Origin of the sequence: Alcanivorax jadensis T9, from assembly GCF_000756655.1 — a bacterium.
In the GTDB taxonomy this organism is placed as follows: domain Bacteria; phylum Pseudomonadota; class Gammaproteobacteria; order Pseudomonadales; family Alcanivoracaceae; genus Alcanivorax; species Alcanivorax jadensis.
This window is the reverse complement of the sequence record NZ_ARXU01000003.1, coordinates 362,228-379,193: the sequence shown is the minus strand read 5'-3', so window position 1 is coordinate 379,193 and position 16,966 is coordinate 362,228. Positions and strand designations below refer to the sequence as shown.

The following is a 16,966-nucleotide window of genomic DNA, read 5'->3' as shown; positions in this document are numbered from 1 at the left end:
GGATTGCTTGAGGCCATTTCTGGTCAGTAGCCGGAATGCACATTTTTAGATATTTCAACTCGCTTTGGGGGAGTGACAAAATGGCATCAACGATCAGGTTTGCCCGCGCACGGAAGAATGCTCGAATAAGTTTTACGCTACCCGGTATTCTAATAATCGCCTGCCTTCAGGCTCTGTTATCCGGTTGCACTTCATATGCTACATATGAGCTGCAAAACGCAGTAGTACAAAACGATCTTCCCGCCGTCCAGCGGAGCCTGAACCAGGGTGGAAACCCCAATGGCAAAGGGCGCACCGGTCTTACTCCCTTGATGTTCGCCTCTTTAAGTCATGCTCCCGAGCGGGAAAAAATAATACGAGCATTACTCGCCGACGGAGCCGATCCCAACAAACCCGTTACGAAAAGCGGCCGCGCTGAAGGCCAAACGGCTCTGCATATTGCGCGATCTTCAGAAGCGGTTGAGGCGCTAATGGAACACGGTGCCGACCCGACCCTGCGAGATAAGAAAGGCAGGCTCCCGGCGGACGTGATTGAAATGTATATCGTGTGGCGTCGTGACGCACCTGGACTTGAAGAAGCGGTAGCTCAGAGTAAGGCAGCACTGGAAATTCTGGGAAGAAAACCGATGTCCGAGGCACAAGCATGGGAACAGCACCCGCAATTGATGGAAGAGCGAAAACAATGGATTGCCAAGCGCGTACAACGTGAAAAATTGATACAGATCGCCGATCAGGGAAGTCCCGCCGTCGCCAAACCGAATATCTCTGAAGAAACGGCAGGGGAAACACCCATCATTCAGAATAACTCCGGACGTTACTTAAGCCCCTACACCTCCGATGGTGTCGTCGCCGAGTGGGTAACCAAAGCCATCAACAACCAGATGGGCAGCGCTGCCGGTTCCGCCGTGGGCGCCGTGACCGGCAATTATGCCGCCCAGAAAGCGCTGGAAAATGTCCCTGGCGGCGCATTGCTCGGTAGCATCTTCGGCTCCATGGCGGGCAAGACCGCAGGCAACAAAGTGGCCGACGATATCTCTGGCGGTGACGCCCACCGACGCGAGACCTCGGACCTTTCCTTCCACAGCCTGAATGACATGGCTACCTGGCTCAGAGCGGAACATGGCGACAAGGCCAACTTCGCGGAAGTCACCAAGGCAACCAATGCGGTCTACCCTGGATTGCTGGACGCCATGGCAGGGTTGTGAGATTTTCCTTTCTTGGGAGAAATGCTTTTTTTAGATTACGCTGAAAAGCCTATAACGCCTCAAACACCGGCGCAGCTCTTTGCGTCCGCGTGCTTTGATTTGTTAGTTCATTATCTCGAAAACTGCTTTTTAATTACCTTTTCGGAACCCTGATCTTTATACAAAGCGACTCTAATGCACATTAGATAGCGGGGATCTCGTATTGAATATGAATTATTCTTTTCATTTCTATTTAATAACGGAGAACCGCCTTTTGCCAGCTCTCCCAATATCGATCCAATACCCATGTTTGTTACTGGGATAGACGAAGGGAACTCCTTTCGTATTAGTGCATCGATGTCGTTAGAGTCAAACTGATGCTGCCGAATCTTTGCGATACAGTAGATAACCTGATTTCTTCTTGCGACGGCTGTTTCCCTGCTGTTGAGGTGAGCCTCTATTACCTGATAACTTTGCCGAAGACCTTGCTTCAACCACGACAAGTCAGCACTTTGTAAAAGTGCTTTTTCAAACTTCCATTCATTATCCTCTACCTCATAAGCTAGGCACTCACAGTATTCATGAACGCGCTGAGCAATGCCCAAAGTTACATCCCACACATGACCCGAAAGATCCATCAATGTTTGCCCGGTGATCTTGATAGATAACTGATCGAAGCCTTTCCTTATAATTTCCATGACTTGTCCAGAGTCTAGGCTAGCAACTTTTTCGACCTCCTGTATTCGATTGGAGACCGATTCTAGATTCTTCGTTTCACTGAAGTACTGAAGGACACCGTTGGGAACACCTACGATAAGAATATTTATATTACATGCCGCGTAGCGGTCATCATCTAGCAATATAACAATATCGGCTAGCTCATCCATTAGTTCCTTCGAGTAAAATATGGATTCGAGGTTGTCTAGCACAATTATTTTTCTATCTGGTGTAGTGTCTGCAAACATCTTAAACGCTTTTAGCAAAGGCTCTTCTTGGCTAACATCATAGTTGCCACTGTGCTTCAAACCTCCTTTAGCAAAATATGCACTCACCTCCGCTGCCTTCTCTTCGCTGAACCCTAATTTTGTTACCGTTCCTGGCTCTATCAAGCAATTGCATATTTCTTGGGTGATTGACTTCAGCCTAGATGCATTAGCGCAATTTGCAACGACATAGGGAATCTCATTTTCTTTTAGAACTTTTTTGTAAAGCCATGATTTTCCGTTTCCACTGTCGCCGAAAAGAAGCGTATGCGAGTTTCTTTTCAAGGATCTAGCTAAGGATTTCTCATGTAGAGGCCTCTTAACGTACATCTCCGTATTCACCTCTCCCTGTCTCGGTGTGAATACCTCGGTAATCTCTTTACGAACGCTCATTATCTAATCCAATTCCTTTAGCTTAGCTTGATCAATTAAGTGAATCTGGGACTGAAGAACTAACGCCCGGCGCAGCAGGCAAATTGGAGCGACGCAGGAGCGCAAATTTGGTATGACTGGCGCCGCTTGTTATGTGAAGCCCTCTCGCAGAAATCACTCACCAGCTTTACACCTTTGAAACTGCCACCGTGACAAAGCGATAAAAACCACCCCGAGGGAAAGAGCCACTACCCCCTGATACTCAAACGACTCTGTTGGAACAATTTTATAATACGCACCAGACTCACGCCCCATAACCAGATCGATTGTTGATTGCCAAAAGTCAACGGGAAGAAGACCTAGAAAATAGAGACCTGCGTAAATAAAGCATAGAACTCCCAACCCAAAAGAGAACCACTTCATCAGTCCACACCTAGCCTGAGCACACATAACAGGTATTAGGAAGCCGGCTCGAATATCCAATAAACGTGCCGGCCTCATATCTCATTTATCAAATTTGCATATTGAAAGATAAAAGCAGAAAAGTCAGCAAGTTACAAACTGACCTGTTAGCGCATGATTCAATATGTTGACTTCTTCTTTTTCCCGAACCAATAATACTGACTATAAAGACAGTACTTGTAAAAAAAGGGAGTCAGCCCATGCACAAGGAAAGTGCAGGCCGCCCCAGGCTTCGTAATCAATTTCGCGAGGCGATCAGGGTGCGCCATTACAGTTACCGTACCGAGAAAACCTACTGGTACTGGATTCGCTATTTCATACGCTTTCACAAGATGCGCCATCCTGCCGAGATGGCCGAACGCGAGGTATCACTTTTCCTTACCTGGCTGGCAACAAGCCGGAATGTGGCTGCCGCCACACAGAACCAGGCGCTGAATGCCCTGGTTTTCCTGTATCGGCATGTCATTCATCAACCACTCGGGGAAGTGGAAAATATCAGCCGCGCCAAACGCCCGGCTAAACTCCCGGTTGTGCTGTCTCATTCTGAAGCCCTATCCGTGATCGAACGCTTGCCGGAACCCCATCGATTAATCATCTCCCTGATTTACGGTTCCGGTATGCGCGTGACAGAAGTTGCCCGGCTGCGCATTAAGGATATTGATTTCAACAACAAGACAATCACTGTCCGGGACGGCAAGGGAGGAAAGGATCGCACAACGCTGCTGCCCGAACCTCTATCTCCTGTTCTGACCAGGATTATTAAAGCAACAACAAGCAGAATAAATAAAACACCAACCCAGAAGAGAACACCGGTTTCCATGCCTTCTGCCCTGTCGCGCAAATACCCGTTTGCCAATATTTCCTCTCAGTGGCATTGGATATTTCCATCCTCAAGCATTTGTCAGGACAGAGATGGGGATTGGGTACGTCATCACATCCATGTATCCGCTGTTCAAAAGACGGTTCGCCAAGCTGTTCGTGAAACGGGGATCAACAAGCCTGCGACCTCCCATACCTTCCGGCACTCCTTTGCCACACAGTTGCTGCTCAACGGCACTGATATTCGCACGGTCCAGGAGTTACTTGGCCATAGTGACCTGAATACCACACAGATTTATACCCACGTGCTTGGGCAAGGTTTCGCCGGGGTCATGAGTCCGTTGGATCGGGGGTGAGAGGGGAATAAAAAAGAACCCGGCGTTCGCCGGGTTCTTGTTCGCCATGCAAGCATGGCTCCTACGGTTTTTCGTGTCCGGCAATCAGTCTGTCCAGGTCAGGTCCAGTTCTCTGGCTGCCTTTACGTCATCCAGGCGACGCACCGGTTGGGTGAAAGGCGCTTCCTTGACCATGTCAGGTTCGCTGCGTGCTTCTTCCAGGATGGCGGCCATGGCATCGACGAATTCGTCCAGGGCTTCCTTGCTTTCGGTTTCGGTGGGCTCGATGAGGAAGCACTCCGGCACCAGCAGCGGGAAGTAGGTGGTCGGCGCGTGCTGGTTGTAGTCCAGCAGACGCTTGGCGATATCCATGGCGGTGACACCCAGCTCTTTCGCTTCTTTCGCGAAGGTGAGGATGAACTCGTGGCTGGCGCGGCGATCCGGATAGGCGGCCGTGCAGCCCACGGCTTCCAGACGCTTGAGCAGGTAGTTGGCCGCCAGGGTGGAGAATTCGCCCACGCGGATCATGCCTTCGCGGCCCAAGGAGCGGGCGTAGAAGTAAGCGCGCAGCAACACACCGGCATTGCCCATGAAGGCACTGAGGTGGCCGATGCTGGTATCCAGGGTATCGCTGTCGACCCAGTGGTAGCTGCCGTCATCGCGCTGGCCTGCCATGGGGGTGGGCAGGTAGGGCAGCAGGCGCTCGGACACGCCTACCGGGCCAGCACCGGGGCCGCCGCCACCGTGCGGAGTGGCAAAGGTCTTGTGCAGGTTCATGTGGATCACGTCGAAGCCCATGTCACCGGGGCGCACCTTGCCAAGGATGGCATTCAGGTTGGCGCCATCGTAGTAAAGCAGGCCGCCAGCTTCGTGAACGGCTTTGGAGATGGCTTCGATCTGCCGTTCGAACACGCCGCAGGTGCTCGGGTTGGTCATCATCAGGCCGGCGGTCTGTGGACCACAGGCTTCTTTCAGCGCCTCCAGGTCCACGTCGCCGTCTTTGCCGACGGGCACTTCGCGCACCTTGTAGCCACACATGACGGCGGTGGCCGGGTTGGTGCCGTGGGCGGCTTCGGGGATGAGGATTTCCGTGCGCGCCTCATCGCCACGGGCTTCGTGGTAGGCGCGGATCATGGCCACGCCGGCGAATTCGCCCTGAGCACCGGCCATGGGGGCCAGGGACACGCCCTTCATGCCGGTCACTTCCTTGAGAAAGTTCTGCAGTTCGAACATGCAGCTAAGGAAACCCTGGCTGTGGCTTTCCGGCGCCAGCGGGTGACGGTTGAGAAAGCCCGGCAGCATGGCGGCCCGGTTGGCGCCGCGCGGGTTATATTTCATGGTGCAGGAGCCCAGCGGGTAGAACTGTTTGTCGATGGCGAAGTTCTTGCTGGACAGGTTGGTGTAGTGGCGCACCACCTGCATTTCCGACACTTCCGGCAGGGCTGGCTTCTGCTTGCGACGCAGGTGCGCGGGAATGGCTGACAGCTTGTCGTCGCTGAGTGCCTTGGGCGCCTGGGAGGTGGCACTGCGGCCCGGGTGAGACAGTTGGAAAATCAGTTGTGTCTCGCTCATGCCAGCACCTCCTTCAGGGCTTGTTCGAAGAGCTGCAAATCCTGCTCGGAATGGACTTCGGTGGCATTCACCAGAATGGCGTTGGCCATACCATAGTCGTTAGCCAGGCTGACACCGCCCAGCACATCTTTCTCGGCCAGGGCCACCAGCACCTGGTCCGCCGGTTTCGGCAGAGTCAGTACCACTTCGTGGAAGGTGGGCGCGACAAAGGCGCGCTCCACGCCGTCGATGGCGGTGAGCTTGTCGGCCAGGGCCTGGGTATTGGCATGGCTGTGGGCGGCCACGTTGGTGAGGCCATCCGGCCCCAGCAAGGAGGTGTAGATGGTGGCAGCCGTCATGGCCAGGCCCTGGTTGGTACAGATGTTACTGGTGGCCTTGGAGCGACGGATGTGCTGTTCGCGGGCCTGCAGGGTGAGGGTGAAACCCTGTTTGCCTTCCATGTCCACGGTGCGGCCAATGATACGACCGGGCATCTGACGCACGTATTTCTGTTTGCAGCACATGAATCCGAAGTAGGGACCACCGGAAGACAGCGGCACGCCCAGTGGCTGGCCTTCGCCGACCACGATATCGGCGCCCTCTGCGCCCCACTCACCGGGAGGCGTGATCAACGCCATGGCAGTAGGGTTCACCACCGCGATCACCAGCATGCCGTTGGCATGGGCCCAATCGGTAAGGGCATCCACTTCTTCCAGGCTACCGAAGTAATTGGGCTGGCTGATCACCAGGGCCGCAAAGTCTTCGCCTTCGTGGGGCTTGAGAGAATCGACCAGGGTCTGCCCTTTTTCCTGACAGAACGGCACGGTTTCCAGGGCTACGTCCTGGTTCTCCACGATGGCCTGGGTGGCGCTGGTGTAGCGCGGATTCAGGGCCGCCGGCACCAGCACCTTGCGGGATTTGCTCTTGCGGTTGGCGCGCAGGCTCATCAACACCGCTTCGGCCAGACCGGAGGCGCCGTCGTAGACGGAGGCGTTGCTCACGTCCATGGCGGTGAGCCGGGTCATCAGGGTCTGGAATTCGTAGATTACCTGCAGGGTGCCCTGGCTGGCTTCCGCCTGGTAAGGGGTGTAGGCGGTGTAGAACTCACCGCGGGTGGCAATCTCCCATACCGCCGCCGGAATGTGGTGCTGGTAAGCACCGGCACCGATGAAGCTCACTGCGCCGGCATCCATGGCCGCGCGCTCGTTCATCAGCCGGGTCACGTCCATTTCGCTCAGCCCTTCGGGCAGGGCGTCGAGTTTGCCAGCGGCTTTCAGGTGCGCAGGGATTTCATCGAACAGGTCTTCGATGCTGTCGGCGCCAATGGCGTCGAGCATGGCGCGCACGTCATCGGGGGTATGGGGGATATACGGCATTGGGGTACCTGGATAGGTTGGGTGTTGGCTAAAGCGACACTACGAAGCCCGGTAGGAGCGGCGCTCGAGCCGCGAATCCGTGCCGGGAAAGACATCGCAAGCACGTTCGCGGCTCGAGCGCCGCTCCTACGGAGTGTTATCGCAAGCGATTATTCGCTTTCGATCTGCGCCTGGTACTGATCGGCGGTGAGCAGGTTGTCCAGATCACCGGCTTCGCTCATCTGGATCTTGAACAGCCAGCCGCCTTCATAGGGAACGTTGTTGACCAGTTCCGGCTCATCTTCCAGCGCTTCGTTGATCTCGATCACTTCGCCGGAAACCGGGGCATAGATGTCGGAGGCGGCTTTCACGGATTCCACCACACCAGCTTCATCACCGGCGGCCAGCACCTGGCCCACTTCCGGCAGCTCCACATACACCAGATCGCCCATGGCATCCTGGGCGTGCTCGGTGATGCCCACGGTAACCACTCCGTCGTCGTTCTTGGCCCATTCGTGGCTGGCGGCATAACGCAGCTCGGCTGGAATCTCGCTCATTGTTGTCTCCTTGGGTTAACGCTTCACGCGGCATGCTGCTCGCATGACGCCGGAATTTGTGTGTTCTGCAGGCTTTCCGTTAAAGCCATGCCTGGTTGCCAACGTCTTCGTCATGCAAGCATGACTTCCCACAAACCACAGTCCAGTTCAGACCTGGTGGGAAGCGATGCTTGCATCGCGAATGCTACAGCTCTTTGTACACTGCCTTGCCATTACGCACGAAAGGCGGTTTAACCACCTGAGCGGGCTGGCGCTTGTTGCGGATTTCCACGTCCACCTTGCCGGTGGCGCCGGCGGGCAGCCGGGCCAGGGCGATGGATTTGCCCAGCGTCGGCGAAAACGTGCCGCTGGTAATCTCGCCTTGCTCGCCATTGGGCAGCAAGACTTGCTGGTGGGCGCGCAGTACGCCCTTCCCTTCCAGCACCAGGCCGACGAGCTCTCCGTGGCCATGCTGTTGCTGGTTGAGCAGTGGCTGGCGACCGACGAAATCCCGGTCGTTGAGGACCAGGGTCCACCCCATGTTGGCTTCCCAGGGGGTGATGCTTTCATCCATGTCGTTGCCGTACAGGTTCATGCCGGCTTCCAGACGCAGGGTATCGCGGGCGCCCAGGCCGATGGGGGCCACGCCGGCGTCCAGCAGTTGTTCCCATAATTTTACCGCATCAGCACCGGGCAGCATGATCTCCACGCCATCTTCCCCGGTGTAGCCGGTGCGGGCGATCATCCAGTCGCCGTCTTCGGCAAAGCCGAATACTTTCAGGGTATTCACGGCTTCGGCCCGGGCTCCGCTGAGCAGACCGGCCACCAGGCTACGCGCCTGCGGCCCCTGGATGGCGAGCATGGCCAGGTCGGCACGCTCGCGGATATCCACGGCAAAGCCACCGGCATGTTTTTCCATCCAGTCCAGGTCGGTCTCACGGGTGGCGCAATTTACCACCAGACGGTAGTCATTGTCCCGCTTGTAGGCGATCAGGTCATCGATGACGCCGCCGCTGTCGTTGAGCATGCCGCTGTAGAGCGCACGGCCTGGGGTGACGCGGTCCACGTCGTTGGCCAGCAGGTGGCGCAGGAAGTCCCGCGCGCCGGCACCGGCGATATCCACCACCGTCATGTGGGAGACATCGAATACGCCGGCGTGCTGGCGCACCGCATGGTGCTCCTCGATCTGGGAGCCATAGTTGATCGGCATGTCCCAGCCGCCAAAGTCGACCATCTTGCCGCCGGCCGCCAAGTGCGCGTCGTACAGAGCTGTGCGATGACCCATATAAACACCACTATTCAAATGAGCGGCAATTATATCGGGACGAGGCCGGGGGGCATAGGCTGGCGGCATGGACAGGGCTGGATTGGCCGGGTATTTGGCAGGGGTTGGTGGAGATCGCGGTCTAACGACCGCTCCCCTAACCAGCTCTGGGCTGGTTAGGGGAGCGGCCTCGCGTTTGGCGGTTACTTGATGGAACCGCTCTGGAAGGTCAGGTTGACGCCACCTGCAGGGATCTGCAGGTCGATGGTGGCCGCCGCGCCACCAATGCGCACATCAATATCCTGCTCATCGAGACTGATCAGGCCGATCACCAGGCGGCCATCGGCCAGGAAGTCCACCGGGCCGTTCAGCTGCAGGTCATTTAGCTCCAGGCTGTGCAGGTTATGCGGCAGCCCCAGCGGCGCTTCCATTTCCGGGGCATCCAGAAACAGGTCCAGGGTGGTGTCGAAGGTCAGCGAATTGCCATCATGACGGATAAAGCCACGCACCGGCTCGGTACGATTGCCGTTGCCGTCATCCGCATAGCGGGCGCGCATCACCAGGGGTTCGGTGGGCACTTCCGGCTCCACCAGGCCGAGAATCTGCGCATAGACGCTGCTGTTGGTGGTCATCAGCACCGGCTGATAAATCAGCACTTCCACCGCCTGCTCGTCCTCGTTCCAGCCGACGATGTCCGCGTTGATGCCGCCGTTCAGGTAGGTGAACTTCTCCCCGGGGCAGCTCTGGTTGAGTGGGCAGCCCACGTTGGCGCCGGTGGCCAGACCACCAGTGCCAGTGACAAACAGGGAGGCGGCATTGGTGGGCGTGGGGAATTGACCACTGCCTGGCGGGTCTTCCACCGCTTTCTGCTCACCGGCATCGATTTCAAAGTTGGCGTTCACATCCGCCTTGGGCAAATTACGCAGTGGCAGGAACACGTTACTGGTGGCCGGGGCACCGGTGAAGGCAATGGCCATGTCCGGGCCGCCGGCATTCGCCGCCGGGGCCAGCAACTGGGCAGTCTGCAGGGGCATGCCGGCCACCGAGCAGATCACGTCCTGGCCGCAGCCGGTGCTTTGCTGGGAGCCAAGCACATATTGATAAAGCTCGCCCTCTTCCCAGGGCTGGGCAGGGATCACCGTCAGTGAGCGGGTGTTGCGGGACAGGTAGCCGGGCACCACCTCGAGACAGTTGCCAGCACTGTCGATTTTTTCCACTCGCACACTGCCCTCCCCGCAGGCCTGGCCGAGTACCATGCTGCTGGTATCCATATTTTGGGAGAACTGCACCTCGATGGGCCGGTTGGCAGGCATCGCATCCACCGGCAGCAGGTCACCGGCCTGATTCTGAAAGGCGCTGGCGCACTGACCCTGAATGCCATTGGCAAGGTCACGGCTGGCCGGGTCCACAGCACAGGGGAAGCCCGGATACACGGTAATGGTGTAGGGCGTGCGCGGTGCATCGGGGCTGTAGGCGGGCATGCTGAACAGCAGGGTTTCCGGTGACGCCGGATTGCCGTACAGGTCCTCTACCCCATCGGTGAGGGTGACCTGATACTCACGGCCGAACGCCAGCGGCTGCTTCGGGGTGAGGGTCAGCGAGGCACCATCCAGGGTCCAGTTGAACGGCACCGCCGCCCCCTGGTCGGTGAGAGTGACACTGACGCCGGCTTCAATGCTGTCCTGATCCGGAGTTTCACTGAGGTTGAGGACAATGGGATCCCCCGGGCGGAAACGATCCGCGTAATCGCCCGGCTGCCAGCTTTGCAGGCTGGGGCCGGAGATATCCACCGGCGGCTCCGGGGCGTTTTCCTGATCCAGGTAGGACTCCATGTGGAAGCTGAGCACGCCAAAGGCGGTTTCGATACCGAGCACTTCCGGCTCCACCACGCCCAAGGCATCGATCTCCATGCGCCCCTCTTCAACGATGGCACGGCCCACCAGCTCCACTTGCAACAGGGTCTGGGTAAAGGCGCCGTTGGCACGAGAATCGGCGGTGGAGAAGGCCAGGTCCAGGGTCAGCATGATGCGGCGCGGCGCTTCCGGACGGGCACTGTAGGGGGCCGGCAACAAGTAGCCGGTGGCATCGGAGAGGAAGCTCACCGTCACTTCGCCGGAATCAAAGCCGGCGGGCAACTGGCCACCGATCAAGACTTCCAGCGGCGCGCCTTTCAGCAAGGCGCCCTTGCGAATCCGCAGCGGCGAAGCGTCCGGGTAGTTGGGGATAAAGGCCAGGTCGGCAAACAGATCCCCGGACAGTTTCGACACCGTGGTGTTGCCCAGCAAACGGGCAATCAGGGGTACACAGTTGATCGGCGAGCCGGTCAGCGGGGACAGGGTCACACCACCTTCATTACAGCCTTTCACCGGGTCAGCAGCCATGGCTTCCAGCGCCAGGGTTTCACGGGGCTGGGAGTCCTGCGGGTTAACCGCAAACTCACTGTTGCCGGTCAGGGTTGTGCCGAAACGGCTGCTCAAGGCGCCATCGAGAACCAGGGTATAGCTCTGGCCAGGCTGGAGATCGTCGGCCGGGTCCACCGTGAGGCGGTTACTGCCTGCCAGCACGCTGGCCTCCACCAGGTTGCCACTGCCATCTTCCAGGCTGACGGTGGTGCCGTACTCCACGCTGCTGGTATCCAGCGGCTGGCTGAACTGCACGTGCAGGGTGGAGAAATCCATCAACGGGCGAGTGTCGTCACCGGACGGGGAAAAGCGGCTGACGGTGAAGGCATCTGCCTGCTGCTGCTCGCTGGCCGGGCCCTTTCCGGCGCTGCCGGTGGTAAAGGCCAGCTCGCCACCGCTGAAACCGACCAGCGTCATACCGTCCAGCTCTAGTCGGTAATCGCTCTGGAAAGCCAGCGGCGCCTGAGGGGTCACCACCAGGGAGCGGTCTTGGTCGGCGCGGGACAACACCACATCCACCGGGCCATCCGGTCCGATCAGGGTCACGTCCTGATCGGCCAGCGCCGGCGGCTCGGAAAACTGCACCACCACCGGCGCATTCACTGACACACCGGTCTGCTCATCCGCCGGATAGCTGTAATACACCTGCCCTTTTTTACGGGCACTGTAGTCCACCGTCTGTTCACTGCCGCCGCCACAGGCGACCAGCAGCGACGCGGCGGCAATCAGGGAAAATATTCGCAACATCATGCTTGCCTCCGCAATCAGAATTTCAGGGTCAGGGAACCACTGAACACGTGGACGTCACCTTCCGCTTCCACCCGCTCACTGGGCTGCGGATAGACGGCGGACTGGGTGTCGTAGATATCGAATTCCCGGGCTTCCAGCTTCTGGTACTGGCAACCGAAATCCAGACGCACCGGGTAAGCCAGCAGCCAGGGTTCCTTGAACTCGGCGGCCACGCCAAGACCAACGATCCACTTGTCGCTATCCAGATAATTCACGTCCACGGAGGCGTCGGAATCCAGCGGTGATTCGCTGAAGGCCAGGCCACCATTGACGGTAAAGGTGTCGTTGAGGCGAAACTGAGCACCGATTCGCGGGATCAACACATCCTTGAAACGCAGCTGACCCACATCGCCATTGACGGTCTGGTCCTTGATGGTGTCGCGCTCGAATTCTTCTTCCAGCGCCGACCACTCCTGCCATTCTACGCTGACCCCGGTGCGCCAGCGACCGGACTGGTAATGCAGCCCACCGCTGAGGATGTTGGGCTGGTAGGAATCCAGGGTGTTGATGGCCAGCATCAGGCCCGGGCTGGAAATCACGCCGGGGATGATCGCATTGGCGTTCACCTCGGTCTTGGTATTGGAATAACCGCGATAGGCCAGCGCCGTTTCCAGGCCATTGAACCAGCAATCATCTCCCTTGGCACAAAAGGTTTCGCCCCAGTCCATGTTGATGCCGAAGATCGGACGGATGGCGGGCTTGGCGGAGACTTCCAGTCTTTCGTAGCGGGTGTTGCCGGCCAGGTCAGTGGTGGCGGCCAGATCCGCTTCCGCGTGCAGGGTGATACGGGCGGTGGCGCCTACGTCGATACCGCGCCACAACTGGGTGGCACCGCCCAGATTCAGAAACAGGGGCTCACGGCCATATTCGAAGTACTGCCCTTGTTGCGAGGTCTGGGATTCGAACGCGAGCATTTCCTCGCCGTATTTTTCCACACCCAGCATCAGACCCAGGTAGAGGGGGTGATCGTATTTGCTCAGCGAGGTGAGATCGGTCTTCATGCCGATCAGCACGTGCTGGGAGGGGGAATCCTGCAGCACGTCACCATTGCGAATCGGCGCATCAGCGCATCAGCGCCGCCGAGGCTTTCCGCCCGCAGCTCATGATCGGCATGCATCAAACCGGTGGTCAGTTCACCACGGGAATCCCGGGCCAGAGCCGCAGGGTTGTAATAAGTAGCAGAAACCTGGTCATTGAAAAGGCTTAGTGCCTGCGCTGAGGCAATATCCGAGGGCAGAACGCCATAGGTTGTGCCGATATTACCCATACTCGCCAAGGCAACAGATTGCACCAACACACCACCAGCAACGGCGGCGACACGTCCCGAAAAAGACACAGCCATTTGTTGTACTCCTACACTGTTTTCTTGTTGCTTTTACGTTGTCTGTCGCCAGGGCGGCGACGGGGGGAGCTCACCTTATGCAAAAATGAACAGGCGCTCACATAGGTAGAAAGCGTTATTTGCCGTTAATCACAACAAGGAACCGTAAAATTCTTTTAAACAGTGACGGGTAGACAGGACGTTGACGGAGCATTTCCGGCACGACCGTGCCACCTAAAGGAATAGAGAGTGGAGTTCCCGGCAAGTTGGCACCAGCCGTAGACAGAAAAAATAACGCCCCGACAAGCGGGGCGCAGATAAGAGAGGAAACGCGACCAGGATTACTGGATGGTCCCGCTCTGGTAGCTGAGGTTAATCCCTCCCGGCGGGATCAACAGCTTCACCTTGCCGCCTTCCAACGGTCCCAGAGTAATCTCCAGATCCACATTTTTCGACTGTTTATTCTGCAGAGCGATAAACAAACGGCCATCAGGCAGGAAGTCCAGCGGCCCCTCCAAATCTATCCCATCAATCGGTAGCCCTTTAACGTTGTGCTCCAGCCCCAGAGGCAAACTTAACCCTGGCGCATCGAATAACAGGTCAAAAGTGATGCGAAATACAGGTCCGTCCGGGGTCTCCACGATATAGCCTACCGGCGGAATGGTGCGATTGCCGTTCTCATCTTCGTCATAACGCACCCGCATGATGTTCGGTCCGGTTGCGGTATCGATTGGCACCAGCCCCACATCACCGACCACCGACAGCAGGCTGTCAAGCACCCCATCACCACCAAACTCACCGGCCAATGCTGAAACGGTGTCGTTCACCAACCCAAGGGTAACTTCCAGTACGTCGCCCAGAATCGGGCCAAGCACCGGGATGGAATCCAGGGTACTGCCTCCATCCAGCACATTCAGGTCCAGCCCAACCACGGCCGTGGCATCCAGGTTGGTCAGGGCCACAGTGGTCGGATAAATCACCACCGGCACGCCCTGCTCTACCGGGTCGAAGTCGAGGATCTCGGTATTCAACAACCCGCTAATATAGAGGATACGATCACTGTCGCACTGCGCCTGATCTTCAACAGAAAACGGCGGTGCACCTTCGTAGCCACACCCGGTATTCGCCGTGGTCACCAGCCCTTCACCACCACCATCACGGGGCAAGATCATGGTGGCATTGGACGGCGTATCCAGTGGATCAATGACATCACCGGAAACAACCGGCTCGCCGCTATCGATCTGGAAGTTATTGTTCACATCGGCACTGGGCAGATTATCCAGCTCCTGGAACACGGTGGTCGCCGCCGGGGCGCCGTAGAATAGAATCTCCATGTCCGGGCCGCCGTCCTTGAAGCCTCCGCCCAACAGCGGGGCTGTCTGCAATGGCAGATCATCCACCGAGCAGATACCCACACAATCAGGACCGCCACCATTACCCGCTAACACGTAGCGGTACAGAGCACCTTCTTCCCACGCGGTTTCCGGGGTGAATACAACACCACGGGTGGCCACATCAAGCTCGCCGCTCACCGACTCCCAAGTGCCGCCATTATCTTTCTCTACCAGAAAAGTACCACCCAGCGTGATGGTATCGGCATTCATGTTCTGGGAGAAGCGCACCCGAATCGGGCGGTTCGAGGGCAGGGCGACAATGGGCAGATCATCCACCTCTACCTGATCGTCTGGTTCACTGGAAGACACGCAGACCCCTTGGGTCCCCGCGTCGATTTCTGCCTGGCTAGCAGCACTGCTGGCACAGGGGAAGCCGGGATAGACCGTCGCCGCAAACGGACCACGGCGCACATCATCCGGATCGTTTACCACATACTCCGGCAAAGCAAAGTCCAGGCTATTATCCCCTTCCAGGGTATCCAGCATCTGCAAGGGATTACCTTCCAGATCAGTAATCTCCGGCGTAGTGGTAACCACATACTCCACACCGTATTCCACCGGCACATCCGGAGTGATCACCAGGGCATTGCCATTCAGGACCCAGCTAAACGGCTCCGCCACGCCACCTTTAGTCAGCATCAGGCTGTCACCGGCAACAATGGTTTCCTTTTCTAGCACTTCATTGAAGTGGATAACAATCGGGTCGCCCGGCTCCATGCGATCAGCCACATTGCCCGGCTGCCAGGACAGTTCCGGGCCGTTATCCCCATTCAGAACGGGAACGATCGGATTGACGGAATCAATCGGCTGGATCGGCGCATTTTCCTGATCTTGGTAGGACTCCATACGGAAACTGAGCACCCCGTAGCTGTTTTCCACGCCCAGTACGCGCGGCTCCACCACGGTGATGGCATCAGTATTGAGCTGGCCATCTTCAATCAGGCCGGTGCCTACCAGTTCCAGATGCATCAGATTCTGGGTAAACGCTCCATTGGCGCGGGCGTCAGAGGTGGAGGTGGCCACATCCATCATCAGCCGCAGCTGCTTGGGCGCGTCATCGCTTTCCGCATTGGGGTTGGGAAACAGGTAACCGGTGGCATCGGAAATGATCTGTACGGTCACTTCCCCGGAATCAAAGCCCACCGGCACTTCACCGCCGATAAACACTTCCAGGGCATCACCGGTAAGGATGCCACCCTTCTTCACCCGCAGCGGAGTCACATCCGGAAAGTTGGGGGTGAACGCCAGCTCCGCGTAAACATCGCCGGACTGCTTGGACACGGTCTTATCCTGCAGCAGAGTGCCGATCACCGGCACGCAGTTGATCGGCTGTCCGGTCAGATCAGAGGTGATCACCCCTGGATCCTGACAGCCCAGGGAATCATCCGCTGGCGGTGCATTGGTGACCAGAACTGCCCGCTCACCGGTAGTCGGCGAGGTGGTGTCCTGGGGTACGGTAGAGTGGGTAAAGGCCGTGATGGTCTCGCCGGACTGGCTCAACACGCCGCTGACAGCCAGCTCATAGGTCTGGCCGGGCGTCATGTCTTCCGCCGGGTCCACCGTCATGGAGGTGCGCCCCACCAACAGCTGCGCCGGCACCAGTTCGCCATTGCTCATCAGGCTGACGGTGTCGCCATACACAGCGGTGGAAACATCTATGGGCTTGGTGGTACGCAGCCGGAAGCTGGAAAAATCCATGCTTTCGAACTGGTCATCGCCAGGAAAAAGGGATGACACTTCGAAACTGGCGGCGGTCTGCTGAGTATCCAGCGGCCCTTCCAGAGCGGCGCGGGTGGTGAAGTTGAGCTCGCCGTCCTTGAAGGTGGTGGTTTCACCAAGCACGGTCACCCCGTTCATGACCACCGTGTAATCAGTGGCCGGCGCCAGGGCATCCACCGGGGTCAGTACCACACCGCGGCCGTCGGCCACGGACTCCAGGGTAAACGCCACATCCTGCCCGTCCGCATCTTTGAACACGAAATTATCTACCGTGGCTGACACGGTGTGACTGAACTGCAGCGCCACAATGGCACGCGGCGCCAACTGGGTCTGGTTATCCAGCGGGTAGGTATAATGCAGGTTGCGCGCATTGAAGGTGGGTGTATCGAAACTCACCCGGTCTTTGTCCCCGCCACAGCCTGCCACCGCAAGGGCGGTCAGCGCTGTCAGGGCGATATTATTCTTTTTCATGGAACACCT

At 57.7% G+C, this 16,966-nt stretch carries 12 protein-coding genes; 2 read left to right on the top strand and 10 right to left on the bottom strand.

Annotated elements, in window-relative coordinates:
* Positions 1 to 80 precede the first annotated feature (80 nt).
* On the top strand, positions 81 to 1,205 hold the full coding sequence (locus tag T9A_RS16800; RefSeq protein ID WP_198030628.1) for an ankyrin repeat domain-containing protein: 1,125 nt from the start codon (positions 81 to 83) through the stop codon (positions 1,203 to 1,205).
* A 110-nt stretch (positions 1,206 to 1,315) separates the two neighbouring features.
* Here the strand turns inward: T9A_RS16800 and T9A_RS06380 are convergent, their stop codons facing one another.
* Both T9A_RS06380 and T9A_RS17035 read right to left on the bottom strand, forming a co-directional pair.
* Positions 1,316 to 2,560: an AAA family ATPase gene (locus tag T9A_RS06380; RefSeq protein ID WP_035246109.1), complete on the bottom strand. Its 1,245-nt coding sequence runs from the start codon at positions 2,558 to 2,560 to the stop codon at positions 1,316 to 1,318.
* A gap of 153 nt (positions 2,561 to 2,713) precedes the next feature.
* Positions 2,714 to 2,962: a hypothetical protein gene (locus T9A_RS17035; RefSeq protein WP_156964848.1), complete on the bottom strand. Its 249-nt coding sequence runs from the start codon at positions 2,960 to 2,962 to the stop codon at positions 2,714 to 2,716.
* 239 nt (positions 2,963 to 3,201) lie between these two features.
* Between T9A_RS17035 and T9A_RS06375 the strand changes: the two genes are divergently transcribed.
* Positions 3,202 to 4,176, top strand: a complete 975-nt coding sequence (locus T9A_RS06375) for an integron integrase (RefSeq protein WP_035246106.1) — start codon at positions 3,202 to 3,204, stop codon at positions 4,174 to 4,176.
* 84 nt (positions 4,177 to 4,260) lie between these two features.
* Here T9A_RS06375 and gcvPB read toward each other — a convergent pair whose 3' ends face one another.
* From gcvPB to T9A_RS06340, 8 genes are all read right to left on the bottom strand, one after another.
* On the bottom strand, positions 4,261 to 5,727 hold the full coding sequence (gene gcvPB, locus T9A_RS06370) for an aminomethyl-transferring glycine dehydrogenase subunit GcvPB (RefSeq protein ID WP_035246104.1): 1,467 nt from the start codon (positions 5,725 to 5,727) through the stop codon (positions 4,261 to 4,263).
* Entirely contained in the window at positions 5,724 to 7,082 is a 1,359-nt protein-coding gene (gene gcvPA, locus T9A_RS06365; protein ID WP_035246103.1) for an aminomethyl-transferring glycine dehydrogenase subunit GcvPA, read from the bottom strand. Before gcvPA ends, gcvPB begins: the two co-directional genes overlap by 4 nt.
* A gap of 149 nt (positions 7,083 to 7,231) precedes the next feature.
* On the bottom strand, positions 7,232 to 7,618 hold the full coding sequence (gene gcvH / locus T9A_RS06360; RefSeq protein WP_035246101.1) for a glycine cleavage system protein GcvH: 387 nt from the start codon (positions 7,616 to 7,618) through the stop codon (positions 7,232 to 7,234).
* Positions 7,619 to 7,802: 184 nt separating this feature from the next.
* Positions 7,803 to 8,882, bottom strand: a complete 1,080-nt coding sequence (gene gcvT, locus T9A_RS06355) for a glycine cleavage system aminomethyltransferase GcvT (RefSeq protein WP_035246099.1) — start codon at positions 8,880 to 8,882, stop codon at positions 7,803 to 7,805.
* Between the two features lie 182 nt (positions 8,883 to 9,064).
* A complete protein-coding gene (locus tag T9A_RS06350) occupies positions 9,065 to 12,013 on the bottom strand; it encodes an Ig-like domain-containing domain (protein WP_232222022.1) in 2,949 nt (982 codons plus the stop codon).
* Between the two features lie 14 nt (positions 12,014 to 12,027).
* Entirely contained in the window at positions 12,028 to 13,092 is a 1,065-nt protein-coding gene (locus T9A_RS06345) for an OmpP1/FadL family transporter (RefSeq protein WP_332248860.1), read from the bottom strand.
* Complete coding sequence (locus tag T9A_RS17385; RefSeq protein WP_332248858.1) at positions 13,059 to 13,394, bottom strand: hypothetical protein; 336 nt, start codon at positions 13,392 to 13,394, stop codon at positions 13,059 to 13,061. The genes T9A_RS06345 and T9A_RS17385 overlap by 34 nt, the downstream gene beginning before the upstream one ends.
* A gap of 320 nt (positions 13,395 to 13,714) precedes the next feature.
* Positions 13,715 to 16,957, bottom strand: a complete 3,243-nt coding sequence (locus T9A_RS06340; RefSeq protein ID WP_035246097.1) for an Ig-like domain-containing domain — start codon at positions 16,955 to 16,957, stop codon at positions 13,715 to 13,717.
* Between the last annotated feature and the right edge of the window lie 9 nt (positions 16,958 to 16,966).

What these genes read in the sequence shown, in the direction of transcription:
- T9A_RS16800 (WP_198030628.1), top strand. Translation starts at nt 81, where the DNA reads ATGGCATCAACGATCAGGTTTGCCCGCGCACGGAAGAATGCTCGAATA.
- T9A_RS06380 (WP_035246109.1), bottom strand. Translation starts at nt 2,560, where the DNA reads ATGAGCGTTCGTAAAGAGATTACCGAGGTATTCACACCGAGACAGGGA.
- T9A_RS17035 (WP_156964848.1), bottom strand. Translation starts at nt 2,962, where the DNA reads ATGAAGTGGTTCTCTTTTGGGTTGGGAGTTCTATGCTTTATTTACGCA.
- T9A_RS06375 (WP_035246106.1), top strand. Translation starts at nt 3,202, where the DNA reads ATGCACAAGGAAAGTGCAGGCCGCCCCAGGCTTCGTAATCAATTTCGC.
- gcvPB (WP_035246104.1), bottom strand. Translation starts at nt 5,727, where the DNA reads ATGAGCGAGACACAACTGATTTTCCAACTGTCTCACCCGGGCCGCAGT.
- gcvPA (WP_035246103.1), bottom strand. Translation starts at nt 7,082, where the DNA reads ATGCCGTATATCCCCCATACCCCCGATGACGTGCGCGCCATGCTCGAC.
- gcvH (WP_035246101.1), bottom strand. Translation starts at nt 7,618, where the DNA reads ATGAGCGAGATTCCAGCCGAGCTGCGTTATGCCGCCAGCCACGAATGG.
- gcvT (WP_035246099.1), bottom strand. Translation starts at nt 8,882, where the DNA reads ATGGGTCATCGCACAGCTCTGTACGACGCGCACTTGGCGGCCGGCGGC.
- T9A_RS06350 (WP_232222022.1), bottom strand. Translation starts at nt 12,013, where the DNA reads ATGATGTTGCGAATATTTTCCCTGATTGCCGCCGCGTCGCTGCTGGTC.
- T9A_RS17385 (WP_332248858.1), bottom strand. Translation starts at nt 13,394, where the DNA reads ATGGCTGTGTCTTTTTCGGGACGTGTCGCCGCCGTTGCTGGTGGTGTG.
- T9A_RS06340 (WP_035246097.1), bottom strand. Translation starts at nt 16,957, where the DNA reads ATGAAAAAGAATAATATCGCCCTGACAGCGCTGACCGCCCTTGCGGTG.